Source organism: Sphaerospermopsis sp. FACHB-1094 (genome assembly GCF_014696195.1).
Lineage (GTDB): Bacteria > Cyanobacteriota > Cyanobacteriia > Cyanobacteriales > Nostocaceae > Sphaerospermopsis > Sphaerospermopsis kisseleviana.
The window spans coordinates 1-16,892 of sequence record NZ_JACJPT010000114.1 but is presented as its reverse complement, the minus strand read 5'-3'; the positions used below and the strand labels follow the sequence as shown (position 1 = coordinate 16,892).

Annotated in this window: 10 protein-coding genes and 1 tRNA gene; 7 read left to right on the top strand and 4 right to left on the bottom strand. The window is 40.0% G+C overall.

The window, feature by feature from the left end:
* Positions 1-68: 68 nt before the first annotated feature.
* On the bottom strand, positions 69-863 hold the full coding sequence (locus tag H6F47_RS22970; protein WP_137669468.1) for a 7-carboxy-7-deazaguanine synthase QueE: 795 nt from the start codon (positions 861-863) through the stop codon (positions 69-71).
* Positions 864-1,087: 224 nt separating this feature from the next.
* Here H6F47_RS22970 and H6F47_RS22965 point away from each other — a divergent pair, with 224 nt between their 5' ends.
* The 5 genes from H6F47_RS22965 (at position 1,088) to H6F47_RS22945 (ending at position 4,910) form a co-directional block, all read left to right on the top strand.
* Complete coding sequence (locus tag H6F47_RS22965; RefSeq protein WP_190651168.1) at positions 1,088-2,140, top strand: anti-sigma factor antagonist; 1,053 nt, start codon at positions 1,088-1,090, stop codon at positions 2,138-2,140.
* Between the two features lie 731 nt (positions 2,141-2,871).
* Entirely contained in the window at positions 2,872-3,333 is a 462-nt protein-coding gene (rsfS, locus tag H6F47_RS22960) for a ribosome silencing factor (RefSeq protein ID WP_096569472.1), read from the top strand.
* A complete protein-coding gene (locus H6F47_RS22955; RefSeq protein ID WP_096569469.1) occupies positions 3,330-3,830 on the top strand; it encodes a CGLD27 family protein in 501 nt (166 codons plus the stop codon). Before rsfS ends, H6F47_RS22955 begins: the two co-directional genes overlap by 4 nt.
* Positions 3,827-4,780 (top strand): asparaginase, encoded by a 954-nt coding sequence (locus H6F47_RS22950; RefSeq protein WP_096572724.1) that lies wholly within the window; start codon positions 3,827-3,829, stop codon positions 4,778-4,780. The genes H6F47_RS22955 and H6F47_RS22950 overlap by 4 nt, the downstream gene beginning before the upstream one ends.
* A gap of 53 nt (positions 4,781-4,833) precedes the next feature.
* Positions 4,834-4,910 (top strand) — tRNA-Met (locus tag H6F47_RS22945).
* 437 nt (positions 4,911-5,347) lie between these two features.
* Here the strand turns inward: H6F47_RS22945 and pgmB are convergent.
* Both pgmB and H6F47_RS22935 read right to left on the bottom strand, forming a co-directional pair.
* The gene (gene pgmB, locus H6F47_RS22940) at positions 5,348-8,245 is read right to left on the bottom strand and encodes a beta-phosphoglucomutase (RefSeq protein ID WP_190651167.1); all 2,898 of its coding nucleotides are present in this window, start codon (positions 8,243-8,245) and stop codon (positions 5,348-5,350) included.
* Between the two features lie 247 nt (positions 8,246-8,492).
* On the bottom strand, positions 8,493-10,922 hold the full coding sequence (locus H6F47_RS22935; protein ID WP_190651166.1) for a sucrose synthase: 2,430 nt from the start codon (positions 10,920-10,922) through the stop codon (positions 8,493-8,495).
* 607 nt (positions 10,923-11,529) lie between these two features.
* On the opposite strand from H6F47_RS22935, the gene H6F47_RS22930 reads away from it, so the two are divergent.
* Entirely contained in the window at positions 11,530-11,823 is a 294-nt protein-coding gene (locus tag H6F47_RS22930) for a HetP family heterocyst commitment protein (RefSeq protein ID WP_137668298.1), read from the top strand.
* A gap of 191 nt (positions 11,824-12,014) precedes the next feature.
* Here H6F47_RS22930 and H6F47_RS22925 read toward each other — a convergent pair whose 3' ends face one another.
* A complete protein-coding gene (locus tag H6F47_RS22925; RefSeq protein ID WP_199291268.1) occupies positions 12,015-12,419 on the bottom strand; it encodes a sulfur transferase domain-containing protein in 405 nt (134 codons plus the stop codon).
* Between the two features lie 653 nt (positions 12,420-13,072).
* Here H6F47_RS22925 and nifJ point away from each other — a divergent pair.
* Positions 13,073-16,753 carry a pyruvate:ferredoxin (flavodoxin) oxidoreductase gene (nifJ, locus tag H6F47_RS22920; protein ID WP_190651165.1) on the top strand — a complete coding sequence of 1,227 codons (3,681 nt, stop codon included), beginning with the start codon at positions 13,073-13,075 and terminating at the stop codon, positions 16,751-16,753.
* The last annotated feature ends 139 nt before the right edge of the window (positions 16,754-16,892 follow it).

Below are 16,892 nucleotides of genomic sequence, written 5' to 3'. Positions count from 1 at the left end.
GTCCCCAGTCCCCAGTCCCCAGTCCCCAGTCCCCAGTCCCCAGTCACCAGTCCCCAGTCCCCAGTCCCCTACAACTGCCTCAACATTTTATGTGTTTGGGGGATCACCCGCACTTGTTTCACAAATCGCTTCATCAAAGCTTGCCATTCTAAAACTTGGTTTGGTGTAGGGGCTTCTACAACTACCTGACTGAATTTTTGAGATTCTGCTAAAGGTGTCACAGGTTGCAGAAATATAGGAATATCCTGACATATACCATTAACTAATAAAGCTGCTCGTTCCAATTCGCCAGGATCAGTCCTTTGAGAGACAATTATCTTGACAAAAATCTCTAAATTTGCATCAAAGCATATTTGGAGAAATTTTTCATGTTCTGTCCAATGACTTTCGCCACTCACACTAGGCAATTTTAAATCCATGCCTACAGAGTCAAGGTAGGGGAGAATCATGTCCAGTTGCTCAGGGCGATGTCCCCCAGTTTCCAGATATATAGGCAAATTCAGCGATCGCACTTCCGGCAAAAATTGCGCCAAAAATGGAGCATGAAGAAGCGGTTCACCTCCAGTTAAGCTGATGCTATCGTGTAGAAAAGGTAAATTTTGCCTTTCCACCCATTTGATCAACGTGGATAGAGGAATAGGATTAGAGTGGATTTCAAAATCTCGCAATCCTGGTGAACGCTCTATTTGACATACAGAGGGAGCATTCCATGTATGGGAACTATCGCAAAAGTGACAACGCAAGTCACATATTGCAAAGCGAATAAAAATCTGACGTGTCCCGACGTTGAGACCTTCTCCTTGAATAGCAGAGAAAACTTCAATCAGGCGTGCTGTAGGTTTAACTTTAGTTTTAGCAATCATGAGATGATAGAGAGGAATGCGTTCGCCTATGGTTTAGCACAGTCGCTGACACCGATTGGGTATGAAACCAGTAGGTTTCTAGCTTGTTTTTCCATTGTGAACCGTGTTCGGCAATCTCCAAATCTCTGCGCGAAAAACTACTCACCTATCCTTAATCTTATTTTTTTCAAAATTAGGTTAAGTAGTTTTCCAGGAAAAAATCATGTTTGGCAGATTAGACCCCAATGGCAACCAAATTGCATAGCTTCATGAGTAGCCAACCCACAGAGGTAAATTTCCCAGTTACTTACCTGAACGATACAGCAATAGTACAGGTGTCGATGCGTTTGAGCGTCGTTGATGCTGTACGCTTTAAGCAAACCTGCCAAAGCCTCATCCAAGCTGATACCCATCCCCAACACCTGATCATTGACTTCCAAAATACGATCTTTATGGATAGTAGTGGTTTGGGGGCTTTGGTGAGTAATTTTAAATATGCCCAAGAACAAGGGATCGGATTCACACTTCGTAATGTTACCCCTCAAGTGATGGCAGTTCTCAACCTCACAGGATTAGATCACGTATTTGCTATTGAGTCTCCTCACAGCGTTAGTCCCATAGAACCTAATCATATTGAAGAAAATAATCGGATCACTAACTCTCGCAAAGCAGATCCCCTACCTCAAACACATCCTTCTGTGGCCTCTTGGATGAAAAGATTAATTGACATAGTGGGATCATTGGTGGGTTTAATAATTACAGCATTTTTATTCATTCCTATTGCGATCGCTATTCAAATCGACGATCCCGGTCCAATTTTCTTTAAACAAACCCGCTGTGGGTGGATGGGTAAGCGTTTTGCTATTTGGAAATTTCGTTCCATGTGTGTCGATGCAGAAGCTAAGAAATCTCAAGTTCAAAACCAAGTCCAAGGTGCTTTCTTTAAAAATGATCACGATCCGAGAATTACTAAGGTAGGACGCTTGTTACGGCGCACCAGCCTGGATGAACTACCCCAATTTTGGAACGTCCTCAAAGGCGAAATGAGTTTAGTTGGTACTAGGCCACCTACCCCCGATGAAGTAGAACGATATGAAGTACCAGAGTGGCAACGCTTGGATGTAAAACCGGGGATGACTGGTGAATGGCAAGTCAATGGCCGCTCGACAGTACGCAATTTTGAGGATGTTATTCGTCTTGATTTGCAGTATCAACAAAATTGGAGTTTAGTGTATGATTTAAGGCTGATTCTTAAAACTATAGCTATTTTATTTAACAAAAACAGTGGTGCTGTTTAAAAGTCAGCAGTTTCAACAATTCGTAAAAATTACATTTTAAAATTTACCCAAGCTCATTATATCGGCTCTGGGTAAATTTTTTGGTGTTTTTTTTGGTGTTTTTAAATAAGGTTTGCTGAAAAAGTCTTGTCGTGGAGACAGGGGGCAGGGAGCAGGGAGCAGTTTCAAGAGTTCGATGGGAGCGATTTTTCCTTTGTGTAGAAATTAAATGCAAGGTTTTTGAGATCCCACCTCGTCAAGTCTTGCACTTTTTTAACTTCCAGCAGGCTAAGACCCTTTACTTGTCATATTTTCACATTTATTCAGCCAGCCTTAATTAGGGTTTGCTGAATAAACCTAAAACCTTGATATATCAAAGGTTAGAGGCTGATAAACAGAAAAAAAGTGCAAGGGTTTTGAAGGGTATACCGGAAAAAGTGTGCATTTTTTGGGATTTCAAGAGATGGCAAAGAAATTTTCAAATCTTCTCCTGACTCCTGACTCCTGACTCCTGACTCCTATGCCCTCACGGAAAGACTTTCTCAGCAACCCCTAATTAGCAATCAGTAATCAGCCAACTGCATAAATAGTAGTTAATCTCAAGAAGGTTTCCTTTTTTCTCGCCTTGGTTATACCCCTAAACACCGATTTTTTTGTTAGTATTCAAAAAAACCTATTCACACAATTGCAAGTTGTTTGTAAGCACATCGGACAATTTGTAATCAAAAAAGGAAACAAGCAACTGAGGTTGAATGACTGATTATTTCCCAAGAAATTTACCATTAGAATCTGTTCCACTGACCAAAACAACAGTGAACACCTCAATGGCGGAAACTGATAATCTGAGCGAAAAATTAGCTATAACCATAGCTGAAGCTGGATCAGAACGCAAAGCAGGTGAGATTTTATTGCTGAAAGTAGCAGATGTCTCCTACCTGTCTGATTACTTTGTGATGATGACAGGCTACTCTAGGGTACAAGTCAGAGCGATCGCCGCAGCAATAGAAGAGAAAGTGGAAACGAACCTGCAACGTCGTCCGTTAAGGACAGAAGGAAAAGCTGAGGGGAGTTGGGTGCTGCAAGACTATGGAGATGTGATTGTTCACATTATGATGCCCAAGGAACGAGAGTTTTATAATTTAGAAGCATTCTGGATTCATGCCGAACGCATTTCACTGCCAAACTCTGATCAGGTTGAGGATAAACCAAGATGATGAGATCATCGGTTTCTAACTGCCCAGTTCCCACAGAACAACAACCACTCAATGAGTACGAAGAATTAAAAAATTCCTGGCTATTTCGGGATACTACCTTAAGCTGGCGTAATTATCTCACCAAGATTTTTTGGATTTGGAGTTGGTCATGGCTGGTTGCAGGTCCAGTAGCCGCTGCCAGCTTTCCTCCACAAAAGCATATAGTTCATTTTATTCTCTGTGGATCTGCCGCTGCTAGTGTGGGAGTAGTGCTGATATTGGTGCGGTTGTATTTGGGTTGGTTCTATGTGCGCGATCGCCTTTATAGTTCCACAGTCTTCTATGAAGAATCAGGCTGGTATGACGGCCAAACCTGGACAAAACCCCAGGAGGTCATTGTCCGCGATCGCCTCATTGTCTCTTACGAAATTAAACCTATTCTCCAACGCTTGCAAATTACCTTTGCCGCCTTGGCTTTAATGTATCTTATTGGTACTATAGTTTGGCATTTGTTTTGACAATGGGAAAACGAACACAAGCCACAGCACTGGAAGTCCGGTTACTGCGGGAAGGTATTATCGAATCTAGGCATATAGTCCAGGCTGTAGTCAGCGACGACCGGGGACGAGTTCTATCTGTTGCTGGCAACGCCGAAACCGCTGCCTTTGTCCGTTCAGCCCTCAAACCATTTCAGGCATTAGCTGTCACCAGTACAGGCACACTGGAACGGTATGATTTGAGCGATCGTGACTTAGCCATCATTACCAGTTCCCACAAAGGCAGCATGGAACAGGTACGACAAGTATTTAACATCCTCTGGCGGGCTGACCTTGACCCCAGCGCCTTGCAATGTCCAGTTCCAGAAGGTAAACGCAGCACCCTAGAATACAACTGCTCTGGTAAACACGCTGGAATGTTAGCAGTTTGTCAGCAACGCCATTGGCCTTTAAATAACTATTTGGATCGTAAACACCCAGTCCAGCAGTTAATTCTCTCCAAGGTAGCAGAATTATTGAGAATGCCAGCAGCCGAATTTATCGGTGTTCATGACGACTGCGGCGCTCCCACATATCTGATGCAACTCGGTCACATGGCATCTTTATATGCTGTACTCGCCTCCAGCAATAACTTAGATATGGAACGCATTGTCCGCGCCATGAATCACCATCCGACTATGGTGGCTGGAAAAGGTGAATTTGACACAGAACTGATGCGCTTAAATCCGGGTGAACTGGTCAGTAAATCAGGTGCGGAAGGAGTACAGTGCATTGGCCGACTTGGTGAAGGGATGGGACTAGCTATCAAAGTTATGGATGGAGCTAAACGGGCAAAATATGCCGTAGCTATTCATGTACTTCAACAAATGGGTTGGATTAGTCCCAGCGTTGCCCAAAGCCTGTCCGAGAAATTCATGAACTTGGGGAAATACAAGCGTTTAGAGGTAATTGGAGAATTATCGCTTTTGTAGTTGACAAACTCTTGACTATGAGTTATATTAAAAAAGTCAAGAGACGAAAGCGACGCGGGATAGAGCAGCCTGGTAGCTCGTCGGGCTCATAACCCGAAGGTCAGTGGTTCAAATCCACTTCCCGCCACCAAATTAAAAACGAGACTCTATGAAGTTTTAAAGCTTTATAGGGTCTTGTTTTTTATAAGGAAATCCAGCGAACCAAAACCACTGAGAGAAAGTATCGAAGTTTGGCATTGATAAATCCGAAAAATTTACAGGTAAAGGCTTTTAGCTATTTTGACTTGTACTGAGCGACTTGTACTGAGCGACTTGTACTGAGCCTGTCCTGAGCCTGTCCTGAGCCTGTCCTGAGCGCAGTCGAAGGGCGCAGTCGAAGGGCGCAGTCGAAGGGCGGTGTCGAAGGGCGGTGTCGAAGGGCGCAGTCGAAGTGCTTTCAAAAAGTGCCAGCTTTTATGAGGTGGCAAGTGAAAAACCTTGCACTTAATTCCTACTTCAAGAAAAAATCGTTCCTATCCAACTCTTGAAACTGTCACCGTGGCGTAGCACCTGTCACCTGTCAAAAACTTAGGTTAGGGTGGGGAATGTGGGCTGTAAAGCAATATCCCTAAATTTCTCTTGCAATTTTTCCCAAGTCATACCTGCTAAACTGGGTAAAACAATGTGAGCATTTCCCACCCTTTCCGGTGGTCCCATACCCACCGCCCACATACCTGCGGCTAAAGCTGCATCTATACCTGCGGCTGCATCTTCAAATACTACACATTGCTGGGGAGGCAGTCCTAACTGCTGGGCTGCAAATAAAAATAAATCTGGTGCGGGTTTGGGTTTATGTACACTATAACCATCAGCGATCGCATCCAGTTTATCACTAATTCCCAGCTTTTCAACCACTACATGAGCATTTTTACTCGCTGAACCCAGAGCTATTTTTAACCCAGCTTGACGCAAATCATCCAACAAAGAAACCGCACCCGGTAACAAATTATCAGGAGTGATATTTTCAATCAATTCCACATAGTAATCGTTTTTACGCTCCATCATCTCCTGGATCTGTGTATCAGAATATCGCCTATTACCAATAATTAACATCAGGGAAGCACGGCGAGAAATTCCCCGTAACGCCTCATTAGCTTGACGGCTAAAAAGTATACCTTCCTCATCCGCTAACCTCTGCCAAGCTTGATAGTGATATTCAGCCGTATCCGTTAACACACCATCTAAATCAAAAATCACACCTTGAATATTAGTAGCAGATGTTTTCCCAGTCCCTTTTTCCCGGTGTAAATCAAAATCATGCCATTTGCCACGCCAGTATAATTTAAACTTTAAGCGTGTCCAACCAGGAGGTAAATGGGGATGAGCTACGGGCTGATTATTTGTAAATTGAATACCTCCAAAACCAAAAACTACCGCTTGCCAAACGCCTCCTGCACTAGCACCGTGAATACCTTCATTCGCATTCCCCCGGATATCCTCCAAATCCACCATCGCCGCTTGCATAAAGCGTTCATAAGCTTTCTGGGTTTTCCCTAAATCTGCGGCTAATATCGCGTGAATAGCTGGAGCCAGGGAAGAACCATAAGTAATATCCGTGCGGGGTGCGTAATAATTCCAATTTACTTCTAAATTTTTTCTACTGTAAGGAAATTCCGCAGATTCCCGCATGAGATAAAGTATCATTAAAACATCAGGTTGTTTCAGGACTTGGTGTTTATTTGCACCTTCAATACCTAAAATGGCTTGCATTGACTTGTGGCGCGGTTCGTAGTCTGCTAAGTTAATATCATCTAACTGGAAAAATCCCTCACATTGCTCAACTAATCCCGTTTCTGGGTCGTAGGGAATCCAGATTTTGTTAATGATTTCTTGCCAATGGTTTCTGATTTCGTCAGTCAGGTGCAATTTCTGCTCTAGTTCCTCAGCGTATTCCGGGAAATTACGCCTTAATAGGTTATTGACTATACCAGCTTTTTCTAAATGCCATTGGACTATCCGATTAGTAAAACTATTGTTATGTACTAATTCATGGTATTCATCTGCACCTATAACACTACGTATTTCATAACGTTGAGTGTGAGAATTAAATTCAACGCGACTTGACCAGAAAATTGCGGTATCTAGAATTATCTCTGCACCATAATCTCTCAGCCATTCATCGTCCCCAGTCACTCGCCAATAGTACCATACAGCATAGGGAATAACTGAGCTAATATGAATTTCGCGATCGCGGCACCAAATACGCACATCCTCAGCATAATAATCACTCGGTAGCGCCCAGCGTGGTGTTACTTCATCCCCAGTCACCGCACTTTCCCAAGCGTACATTGCCCCTTGGTATCCATAATGAATCGCTTTCCGCCGCGCCCCATCTAAAGTATGATAGCGATAAGTAAGTAAATTCCGAGCTAGTGCTGGTTGAGTAAAGGTAAAAAATGGCAGAATAAAAATTTCCGTATCCCAAAAAATATGGCCGTGATAACCAAACCCAGACAAGGTTTTTGCGGGAATACTCACTCTGTCATCATCACGGGGAGCAGCAATGAGCAATTGAAATAAATTATAACGCACAGCAAAAGCGGCTTTACTATCTCCTTCAATGAGAATGTCGCTTTGTTGCCAAACCTCAGCCCAAGCTTGTTCATTCGCATCACGAAGAGTTATATAATCTGGTAACTGGGCGAGTTTTGACTGTGCGGCTAACACTGGTTGATCAACATCACGCGAGGTAAAAACAGTAACGAGTTTTTCTACGGTTACGGTTTGCTGTGGTTCAGAGAAAAAAGTGGCGCTGATGCTAGGATAACCTGGTGCGGTATTGATTTGCATAGCCGCTTCAATGCCTGAAATGGTCATTTTTGCAGCCATCCCGATATCAATATGGGAGTAACGGGTGCGACTGTGTAACCAAAAACCTTGGTCAAATTTCCCTTGATCTAGTCCTTCCCAGTGATTGAAACCTTTATTTTCTGGGTAGCCATTGATACTAGATTGTATTTCAATTAATCCATGAAAATCTACTGTGGTTAACTGGCAACGTTGCCCTAATACATGATGATCCGCTAAACTGGCAAAGCGTTCAAAGCTGATATCTATGGTTTTTCCTGTGGGACTGCGCCAACGTAGAGAACGGCTAATAACGCCTTGACGCAGGTCGAGTTCACGGTTGTACTGCAATATTGTACCTTGATCGAGACGAAAGCGTTCGCCATCAATCATCACTATCAATGGTAGCCAGTCTGGACAGTTGGCTAGTTCGGTATAAACTACGGGAACATCGTCATAAACACCGTGAATTAATGTAGCAGGTAATGCACGGGGATAGCTTTCTTCAAAGCTGCCTCTTGTGCCTAAATAACCGTTACCAATGGTGAAAATTGTTTCTCTAGCGTGTAATTTTTCAGGATTAAACTGGTTTTCTATTAATATCCAGTCTGTGTAGATGAAATCTTGTTGTTTTTCCATTTTTATTATTAAATATTACTAAATGAATGGATTTTTTCACGCAGAGGCGCAGAGGCGCGGAGGGAGAAAAAAGAGAGATATAGGGAGCATCCCCGTTGTGTAGTTTTTTTTATCTAACGATTGACAATTATCTTCGGCTTGATATGATTGAACCGCAAAGGACGCAAAGTACACAAAGGTAAGAGAGCTTCAGAGAGTTGTTGGTGTGGCTACGTTGATTTTTTTAAGAATTTTAGATTTCAGGTTTTTAAATGGGAAGGTATTGTTTTTGTGGTTGTGCGTGGGGGATAATTTTTTCTGCTCTTGGTTTATAAATGAGATAAAATAATGTTTCCATATATCTATCTCTGGCTTCGTTGTCTTCTGGGGCAATCAAGTTCCAAAAACTAAACATTTTAGCTAAGACTAATAATTGTTCATTGTGTAATTTCCAGTTGTATTTATTGCGAATTCTTTGAATCATCCATTGTGAAGTTTCTTGCCAATATTCTGGGTGGGATTCACATTTATCTAAAAAGTTGATAATTGTTTTCGCTGTACCTGCTAAATCTGTGGGATTGAGATGAAATCCATTTTGCCAATCTTCGATAATTTCTAATGCTCCACCAAATTTAGTGGCGAATGTTGGTAAACCAGAAATCATTGCTTCTAAAATGCTGCGGCCAAAGGCTTCATAAAGGGCAAAATGAACATAAATTCCTTGTTTATCGGCAATTATGCGATAAGCTTCACCGATTTTATTGCTAGGTAAGCGCATTCCTAACCAACGGATTTTACTTTGTAGAGTATACTGGTTAATAATATTGTGTAGTTTTTGGATTTCCTCTGCTTCTTCTAAGTTTGTGGCTTCGTCGGCATATAATTTGCTGGTTAATAAAATTAGGTGACATCGTGATTGTAATTCGTTACTTTTACCAAAACATTCCACTAACCCAGTCAGGTTTTTAATTGAGGTAATGGGTGCAACTGCAAAAATCGGTCTTTTGTTAATATCGTCTAATTTACCGAAAATGTGATCATCTTCTTGGTGAAATAATAGGTTTTGAATGTGTTGGCTTTCTTGAGGATTTCTTTTTTCTGTTTGGTTATAGGGAAAAAAGAATGTTTCACTGACTCCCGGAGCAACCATATTAAATTTTGGATTGAATAAATCAATGCCATCAATTACATGATATAATTCGGGCATTGTAAAACATTTGTAAGATTCATATTGCCCCATTGTGTCTGGTGTACCGACAATTTCTTGATAGGTTGAAGCAATGATAAAATCTGCTGCATTCATGCTAATTAAGTCTGCTGTAAATTGGGCAGAAAAGTGATATTTTTCTTCTAATTCTTGCCAATATAAGTTACTGAATAGGTTTTTCGGTTTTTCTAGGGAATGGGCTATATTACATTGAGTGACTTTTAAACTCCGGGCAAGGATAAAAGCAACTAAGTTACCATCGCTGTAGTTACCAATAATCAAATTTGGTTTACCTTGAAATTGCTCTAATAGTTCTTTTTCTGCATCTTGAGCAAATTTTTCTAAATAAGACCAAATTTCAAATTTGGAAATCCAGTTATTGGTAATTTCTGAATCAGAATTTGTGAAAGGAACTCGCAAAATCCAAGCGTTTTCTGTGTTGTTAACTTTTTCTAATCGCAGGTCACAAAATGTTCCTTGACAGTTGGGAATCAGGCGAGTCAGAATAATTACATGAGGTTTGATACCCAAGCAGTCCAGACCAGCAAGTTTAATTTCTTCTTGTAGTTTGTTTTCTAAGCTGCGTGCTTGTTCAAGGACGTAAATAACTTGACCTAATGTTTCTTCTCTTCCTAAAACGTCTTCTTGCGCTACCCAACCATGTATAGAAACAAGAACAACTCGAAAAACTGCGGGTATACGCGATACAAAGGCTTCCAGGAGGGAAGGTTGGGGGGTGTCGATGAGTCTTTGTAAGAGTTCTAGAGTTTCTTTGAATCGCGCTACATTGTTACCCCAACCAGCTTCAAAACCCAGTTGTTGCAGTTGAAAGCGAAATTCTGGGTAGGGTTGGTGAGGGGGAAGTTCGCTTAAAAAAGTAATGGCTGGTTTAATTTGTTTGGCAAACTGAATACCAGAACGAATGCGATCGCCAATTAACAACCGCATACCATTGTATTGTATTGCCTGTAATGCTTGAAACAATTTATCTAACCAATATTGGGGATCAGTAACAAATTGATTGCAGAGATAATGGTTAAGGAAAGTCAAACCTTGACCAATATTTCGGGGATCGCTAGTTCTTGGAGATGCTTGGTAAAATGGGTGCAGATCAATTTCTAGAATGTGAGATTGGTAACGATTGACTAAGCGATCGCTCACATCTAAAAATTCTTTAGGAGTTATTAAATCAAACTGAGTAAAATCTGAGGTTAGTTTCCATACTTCTTGACTAGCAATTCTCGGTCTAACTACAAACCAAGTATTTTCCCTTTCCAAAATTATTTCATGGGTGTAGTTAATAAGTGTTCCTAAAGAAGAAGAATGGTAAAAATAAGCCGGTTTTTGAGATTGATGACAATAATCTACAAAAGCTTGCAAAATTTCATTTCTTAAAAAGTAACGTTGATCCTTAGTATCTAAAGTACAGAGAAACTGACGAATTTCAGTTTTTTCTTCACTGTTTAAAATAGCCTGAAATAATTCATACATAGGGAATTACCCAAATATAACACCCACAACCTCATTTTTCTCACCTTAAAAACCATCGTTTTAAAAGATGGGTTGGGTAAGGTGCATTTTCTCTGCGATTATAAATAAATTGTAAAAATTATCGCGTCTAACTCAAGAGTGAAACCATAAAGTAATTCCTGAGATAGAGAACAATATATTTAGTTAGATTTTTAGATTTCTGAGTATTAGTTATCCAAAACCCAGGAAAATAATAACCTTAAATCAGACCATAGTCACCTTTTAGCTAACTAGCACAAAACGTTATTTGATTCAATAGCTGCTAATTGCACTTTTGTAAACGCCTTGTGTGACACTATTTAAATAGGCATTTAAACAAGATACAAAAAATGCCATCCATTATAATTTCTTTATATAAAAATTGCCAACTTGGCTAAAATGACCGAAAAAAAAGAGTATTCTGCATATCAGAGATTGTTTGTGTTTCCTATTTTTTCTAATCACACAATTGACTGAGGTATTAACATAAATAACTTTTGATAACCTTAATGATTTAAGCATAGGCTACAGACCACTTGAGACCGCAGCTAATGTAAAGCAAAAACTACAAATTTTATCAGGGCTAGTCATGAATTACCGAGTTTCTTCTTCTCCAGCTACCTTTGAGAATGTTATTACTCCTGACGAATTAAATCAGATTATTGAAGCGATTGCGGATGGGAGATATTCCTGGGCTTGTGTGTTGATTTTGCGTTTTATTGGCTATAATCCACTGCATTATATACCCCAGCGAACTTATAGCAGAATCATGAAAGAAAATAGCCAAGTGGTCACAACATCAACATCTACAACTAAACAGAAATTGCAATCTGTCAATAATGATCATCGGGGAACTTCATCTCAAACTTTCAACAATAACTAAGTAGGGGCAAACCCCCTGTGGTTGCCCTCTTGAGGCAGGAGGCAGGAAGCAGAAGTTATTAATTTTGACTTTTGATTTTTGACTTAATTCTATCCCTGTTCCCTGTTTCCTGTTCCCTATCAGTTTAGCATACTAAGTACGGTAGAGCCAAAAATTTTTGTTAATAATAATTTTTATGTTAGGCTAACTAACTATAGCAGGTCTAAATTAATAGTTTTTTGCCACACCTGCTCAAAGGCAATTCCCTGTTTAGTAGAAATATATAATAATACTATAGCTGCTGAACGTTTGGAATTATCACAATGTATCAACAGTGGTTTAGGGAGTTCCCTAATAACTTGAAAAATATGGTTTGCTGCTGGATGTGTGAGATTTGCAATTTTGGTAGGCAGATTAATATAGGATAATCCTAAAAGTTGACTTTTTTCCTGTTCATGTTGCCAGAAGCTTGGTTCATCTGAAAAACATAGATTTAGCACAGACTTATAACCATCATCAGCCAGTTGTTGTAGTTGATCTGGTGTAATTTGTCCACTTATTGCTAAATCCTGATTAATCTTTCTGACAATATTAATTGGCAGCACATTGTCAATCATAGTTTTTGGTGGAAATAATAATATTTTTGATGCCAACTCTATCTCCAACTAGGTATGAAAATTTAATGTAGGAATTTCCTAGACCCTTATTGTACAAATATTAACTGCTATCTATTCATAATCATTCAGCCATCGGTTTCCGTCGGTTTACTTCTGTACCTAAAATATTTAAATACAAAGATTGAAAAGAAACAGATGCAGATAACATTCCTGAAATTAAAATTTCTGAATCTTTGTTATTGCTGCTATTGGCTGATTACTGATTACTGATAGCTGAATGTTTACATCTAGTCATTAATCTACTCTTAACTTACAGCTAGAATTTGAGGAAGTTGTGAGGGTAGTTGACACTCTGCGTCCTCAAGGAGATTTACAGCAGATTGCAGATCAATGAGGTACAGAATCTAAATTGAAACCTATACACCAAGCTAGTTTTACTCCTGACTCCTGCTGTATATAGTTTTGTTAAACCCTCAAATTTGAGTTTTCCTCACAAGTTCCTCAAATTTTCAGTTTAGTTTCAAGGTAGACACCAGGATACTGGAAACTAGGTAATGGGTACTGGGTACTGCTTACTGGGTACAATTTATTTCCACAACTTATTCCCTTTTACGAATTACCCAGAGTTGAGAAATTCTCAAAGGTTAATTAATATGAAAACCAGAACGTATGCCACCATAGACGGTAATGAAGCGGTTGCCAGAGTAGCCTATCCACTCAATGAAGTTATTGCTATTTATCCCATTACACCATCTTCACCGATGGCAGAATGGTCTGATGCTTGGATGAGTGAACATAAACCGAATATTTGGGGAACTGTTCCCACAGTGGTACAGTTGCAAAGTGAAGGGGGGGTTGCTGGTGCGGTACATGGTGCATTACAAACCGGTTCACTGACTACCACATTTACCGCATCTCAGGGATTAATGTTAATGATCCCGAATATGTACAAAATTGCTGGTGAACTGACACCTACAGTATTTCATATTGCAGCGCGATCGCTCGCAGCCCAAGCATTATCAATTTTCGGTGATCATAGCGATGTCATGGCTACTAGAAGTTCTGGTTTTGCCATGTTATGCGCTGCATCTGTGCAAGAAGCTCAAGATTTTGCCGTTATTTCCACCCGTGCAAGTTTAGAATCTCGCATTCCTTTCTTACACTTTTTTGATGGTTTTCGCACCTCCCACGAAGTAGATAAAGTAGAAACATTAACAACAGAAGATTTACAAAAAATCATCCCCATAGAATTAGTTATAGCCCATCGTTCACGGGCATTAACTCCTGATAATCCAGTATTAAGAGGAACAGCCCAAAATCCCGATGTTTACTTTCAAGCACGGGAAACAGTGAACCCATTTTATTTAGCTTGCCCAGATATCACTCAAAAGGTAATGGATCAATTCGCCGAAATTACAGGGCGAGAATATAAACTATTTGAATATCATGGAGATCCCCAAGCGGAAAGAATTATTATCCTTATGGGTTCTGGTTGTGAAACAGTCCATGAAACTGTAGATTATCTTAACAAACAAGGGGAAAAAGTTGGTCTAATCAAAGTTAGATTATATCGCCCTTTTGACACCCAAAGATTTATTGATACTTTACCAAAAACCACCCAAAGTATTGCAGTTTTAGATCGGACAAAAGAACCAGGTGCAACAGGTGAACCTCTTTATACAGATGTTGTGACTGCAATTCAAGAAGCAAATCCAAAATCTAAAATCCAAAATCTAAAATTGATTCTTGGTGGGCGTTACGGGTTATCTTCTAAAGAATTTACACCCGCAATGGTAAAAGCTGTATTTGATAATTTGACTGTGGAAACACCAAAGAATCATTTTACAGTTGGGATTAACGATGATGTCACCCATACTAGCCTAGAATATGACCCCGAATTTAACATTGAACCTGATAGCATAGTGAGGGCAATATTCTATGGTTTAGGTGCAGATGGTACAGTCGGGGCAAACAAAAATTCCATCAAAATTATTGGTGAAGAAACTGATAATTATGCCCAAGGTTACTTTGTTTACGACTCTAAAAAATCTGGTTCTGTTACAGTTTCCCATTTGCGGTTTGGACCTCAACAAATTCGTTCTACCTATTTAATCACCAAAGCCAACTTCGTCGCTTGTCATCAATGGGAGTTTGTAGAAAAATTCCCCATGTTGAAAGATATCGTTCCTGGTGGTACATTCCTGCTTAATTCACTTTATGACAAAGATGAAGTTTGGGATAAATTACCTGCTTCCATGCAAGCAGAGATCATTAACAAAAATCTCAAATTGTATGTGATTAACGCCTACAAAGTCGCACGGGAAGCGGGAATGGGCGGACATATTAACACAGTAATGCAAACTTGTTTCTTTGCTGTTTCCGGTGTTTTACCCAGAGAAGAAGCCATATCACAAATTAAAAAATCCATCCGTAAAACCTACGGTAAAAAAGGTGAAGAAATCGTCCAAATGAACATCCAAGCAGTTGATAAAACCTTGGATAACTTGTATGAAATCACCACCAAAGAAAAAACTACCCAATCACCAATCACCAGTCCCCAATCACCAATACCCGATTATGCACCTGTCTTTGTGCGTGATGTTTTAGGGAAAATAATTGCCCGTGAAGGTGATGATTTACCAGTGAGTGCATTACCTTGTGATGGTTCATATCCTACAGGTACATCAAAATGGGAAAAACGCAATATTGCCCAAGAAATTCCTGTTTGGGACCCCAACGTTTGTATTCAATGTGGTAAATGTGTGATGGTATGTCCACACAGCGTTATCCGCAGTAAAGTTTATGAACCTGAACAATTAGAAAATGCCCCTGCAACCTTCAAGAGTGCAAATGCAAAAGAACATGATTGGCATGATTTAAAATTTACCATTCAAGTAGCAGCAGAAGATTGTACAGGTTGTGCTTTATGTGTAGATGTATGTCCAGCGAAAAATAAAGCCGAACCTAAGAAAAAAGCCATTAATATGGCAGAACAAAGACCATTAAGAGAACCAGAACGGGAAAACTGGGATTTCTTCTTAAATTTACCCAATCCAGACCGCCGCAATTTGAAGTTGAATAGAATTAATCAACAACAAATGCAAGAACCGTTATTTGAGTTCTCTGGTGCTTGTGGAGGATGTGGAGAAACACCGTATATTAAGTTAGTAACTCAACTATTTGGCGATCGCATGATCGTGGCTAATGCTACCGGTTGTTCATCCATCTATGGCGGTAACTTACCTACCACACCTTGGACAACAAATGCAGAAGGTAGAGGTCCAGCTTGGTCTAATAGTTTATTTGAAGATAACGCCGAATTTGGTTTAGGTTTCCGCGTTTCTATTGATAAACAAGCGGAAATGGCAGCCTATTTACTCCAACAACTTGCACCCCAAATAGGCGACAATTTAGTTACCCCAATTCTTAATTCTGAACAAAAAGACGAAGCGGATATTTACGAACAACGAGAACGGGTATCTATTCTCAAACATAAATTAGATGAATTGTTGAATAATCCCGATTTCACAAATCTCAAATCTCAAATCCAAAATCTAAAATCCTTGGCTGATTATTTAGTGAAAAAGAGTGTTTGGATTATAGGTGGTGATGGTTGGGCGTATGATATTGGTTACGGAGGATTAGATCATGTAATTGCTAGTGGTCGCAATGTGAATATTCTGGTATTAGACACAGAAGTTTATTCTAACACTGGCGGTCAAATGTCCAAATCTACCCCTAAAGGTGCAGTCGCAAAATTTGCCGCCGGTGGTAAACCAGCAGCTAAAAAAGACTTAGGTTTAATAGCTATGACCTATGGTAATGTTTATGTTGCTAGTGTGGCTATGGGTGCAAGAGATGAACACACATTAAAAGCTTTCTTAGAAGCAGAAGCTTATGATGGACCATCAATAATTATTGCCTACAGTCATTGTGTAGCTCATGGTATTAATATGGCTACAGGAATGCAAAATCAAAAAGCTGCTGTAGACTCTGGACGCTGGTTATTGTATCGTTATAATCCAGATCGTGCAGAACAAGGACAAAACCCATTACAACTTGATTCTCGTACTCCTAGAATACCAGTTGAAAATTCCATGTACATGGAAAATCGGTTCAAGATGTTAACCAAAATTGACCCAGAAAGGGCAAAAGAATTATTGCAAGAAGCCCAAGAAGATGTTAATACTCGTTGGCAAATGTATCAATATTTAGCCGCCAGAAAGTTACAAGAAACTCAACATCAAGAAACTGAAAGTAAGCCTGGTGAAAATCCTCACCCACAACCAGAATCAAATAGTAACCATAAGGGTGTAACAACATCCAACCGTTAAAAAAGATGGGTGATGGGGTGATGGGGGAAGTTAACCACCCAATCACCAATCACCAATCACCAATCACCAATCACCAATCACCAATCACCAATCACCAATCACCAATCACCAATCACCAATCACCAATCACCAATCACCA

Excerpts from the sequence above, each read along its gene's own strand:
- H6F47_RS22970 (WP_137669468.1), bottom strand. The coding sequence starts at position 863 with ATGATTGCTAAAACTAAAGTTAAACCTACAGCACGCCTGATTGAAGTT.
- H6F47_RS22965 (WP_190651168.1), top strand. The coding sequence starts at position 1,088 with ATGGCAACCAAATTGCATAGCTTCATGAGTAGCCAACCCACAGAGGTA.
- rsfS (WP_096569472.1), top strand. The coding sequence starts at position 2,872 with ATGACTGATTATTTCCCAAGAAATTTACCATTAGAATCTGTTCCACTG.
- H6F47_RS22955 (WP_096569469.1), top strand. The coding sequence starts at position 3,330 with ATGATGAGATCATCGGTTTCTAACTGCCCAGTTCCCACAGAACAACAA.
- pgmB (WP_190651167.1), bottom strand. The coding sequence starts at position 8,245 with ATGGAAAAACAACAAGATTTCATCTACACAGACTGGATATTAATAGAA.
- H6F47_RS22935 (WP_190651166.1), bottom strand. The coding sequence starts at position 10,922 with ATGTATGAATTATTTCAGGCTATTTTAAACAGTGAAGAAAAAACTGAA.
- H6F47_RS22930 (WP_137668298.1), top strand. The coding sequence starts at position 11,530 with ATGAATTACCGAGTTTCTTCTTCTCCAGCTACCTTTGAGAATGTTATT.
- H6F47_RS22925 (WP_199291268.1), bottom strand. The coding sequence starts at position 12,419 with ATGATTGACAATGTGCTGCCAATTAATATTGTCAGAAAGATTAATCAG.
- nifJ (WP_190651165.1), top strand. The coding sequence starts at position 13,073 with ATGAAAACCAGAACGTATGCCACCATAGACGGTAATGAAGCGGTTGCC.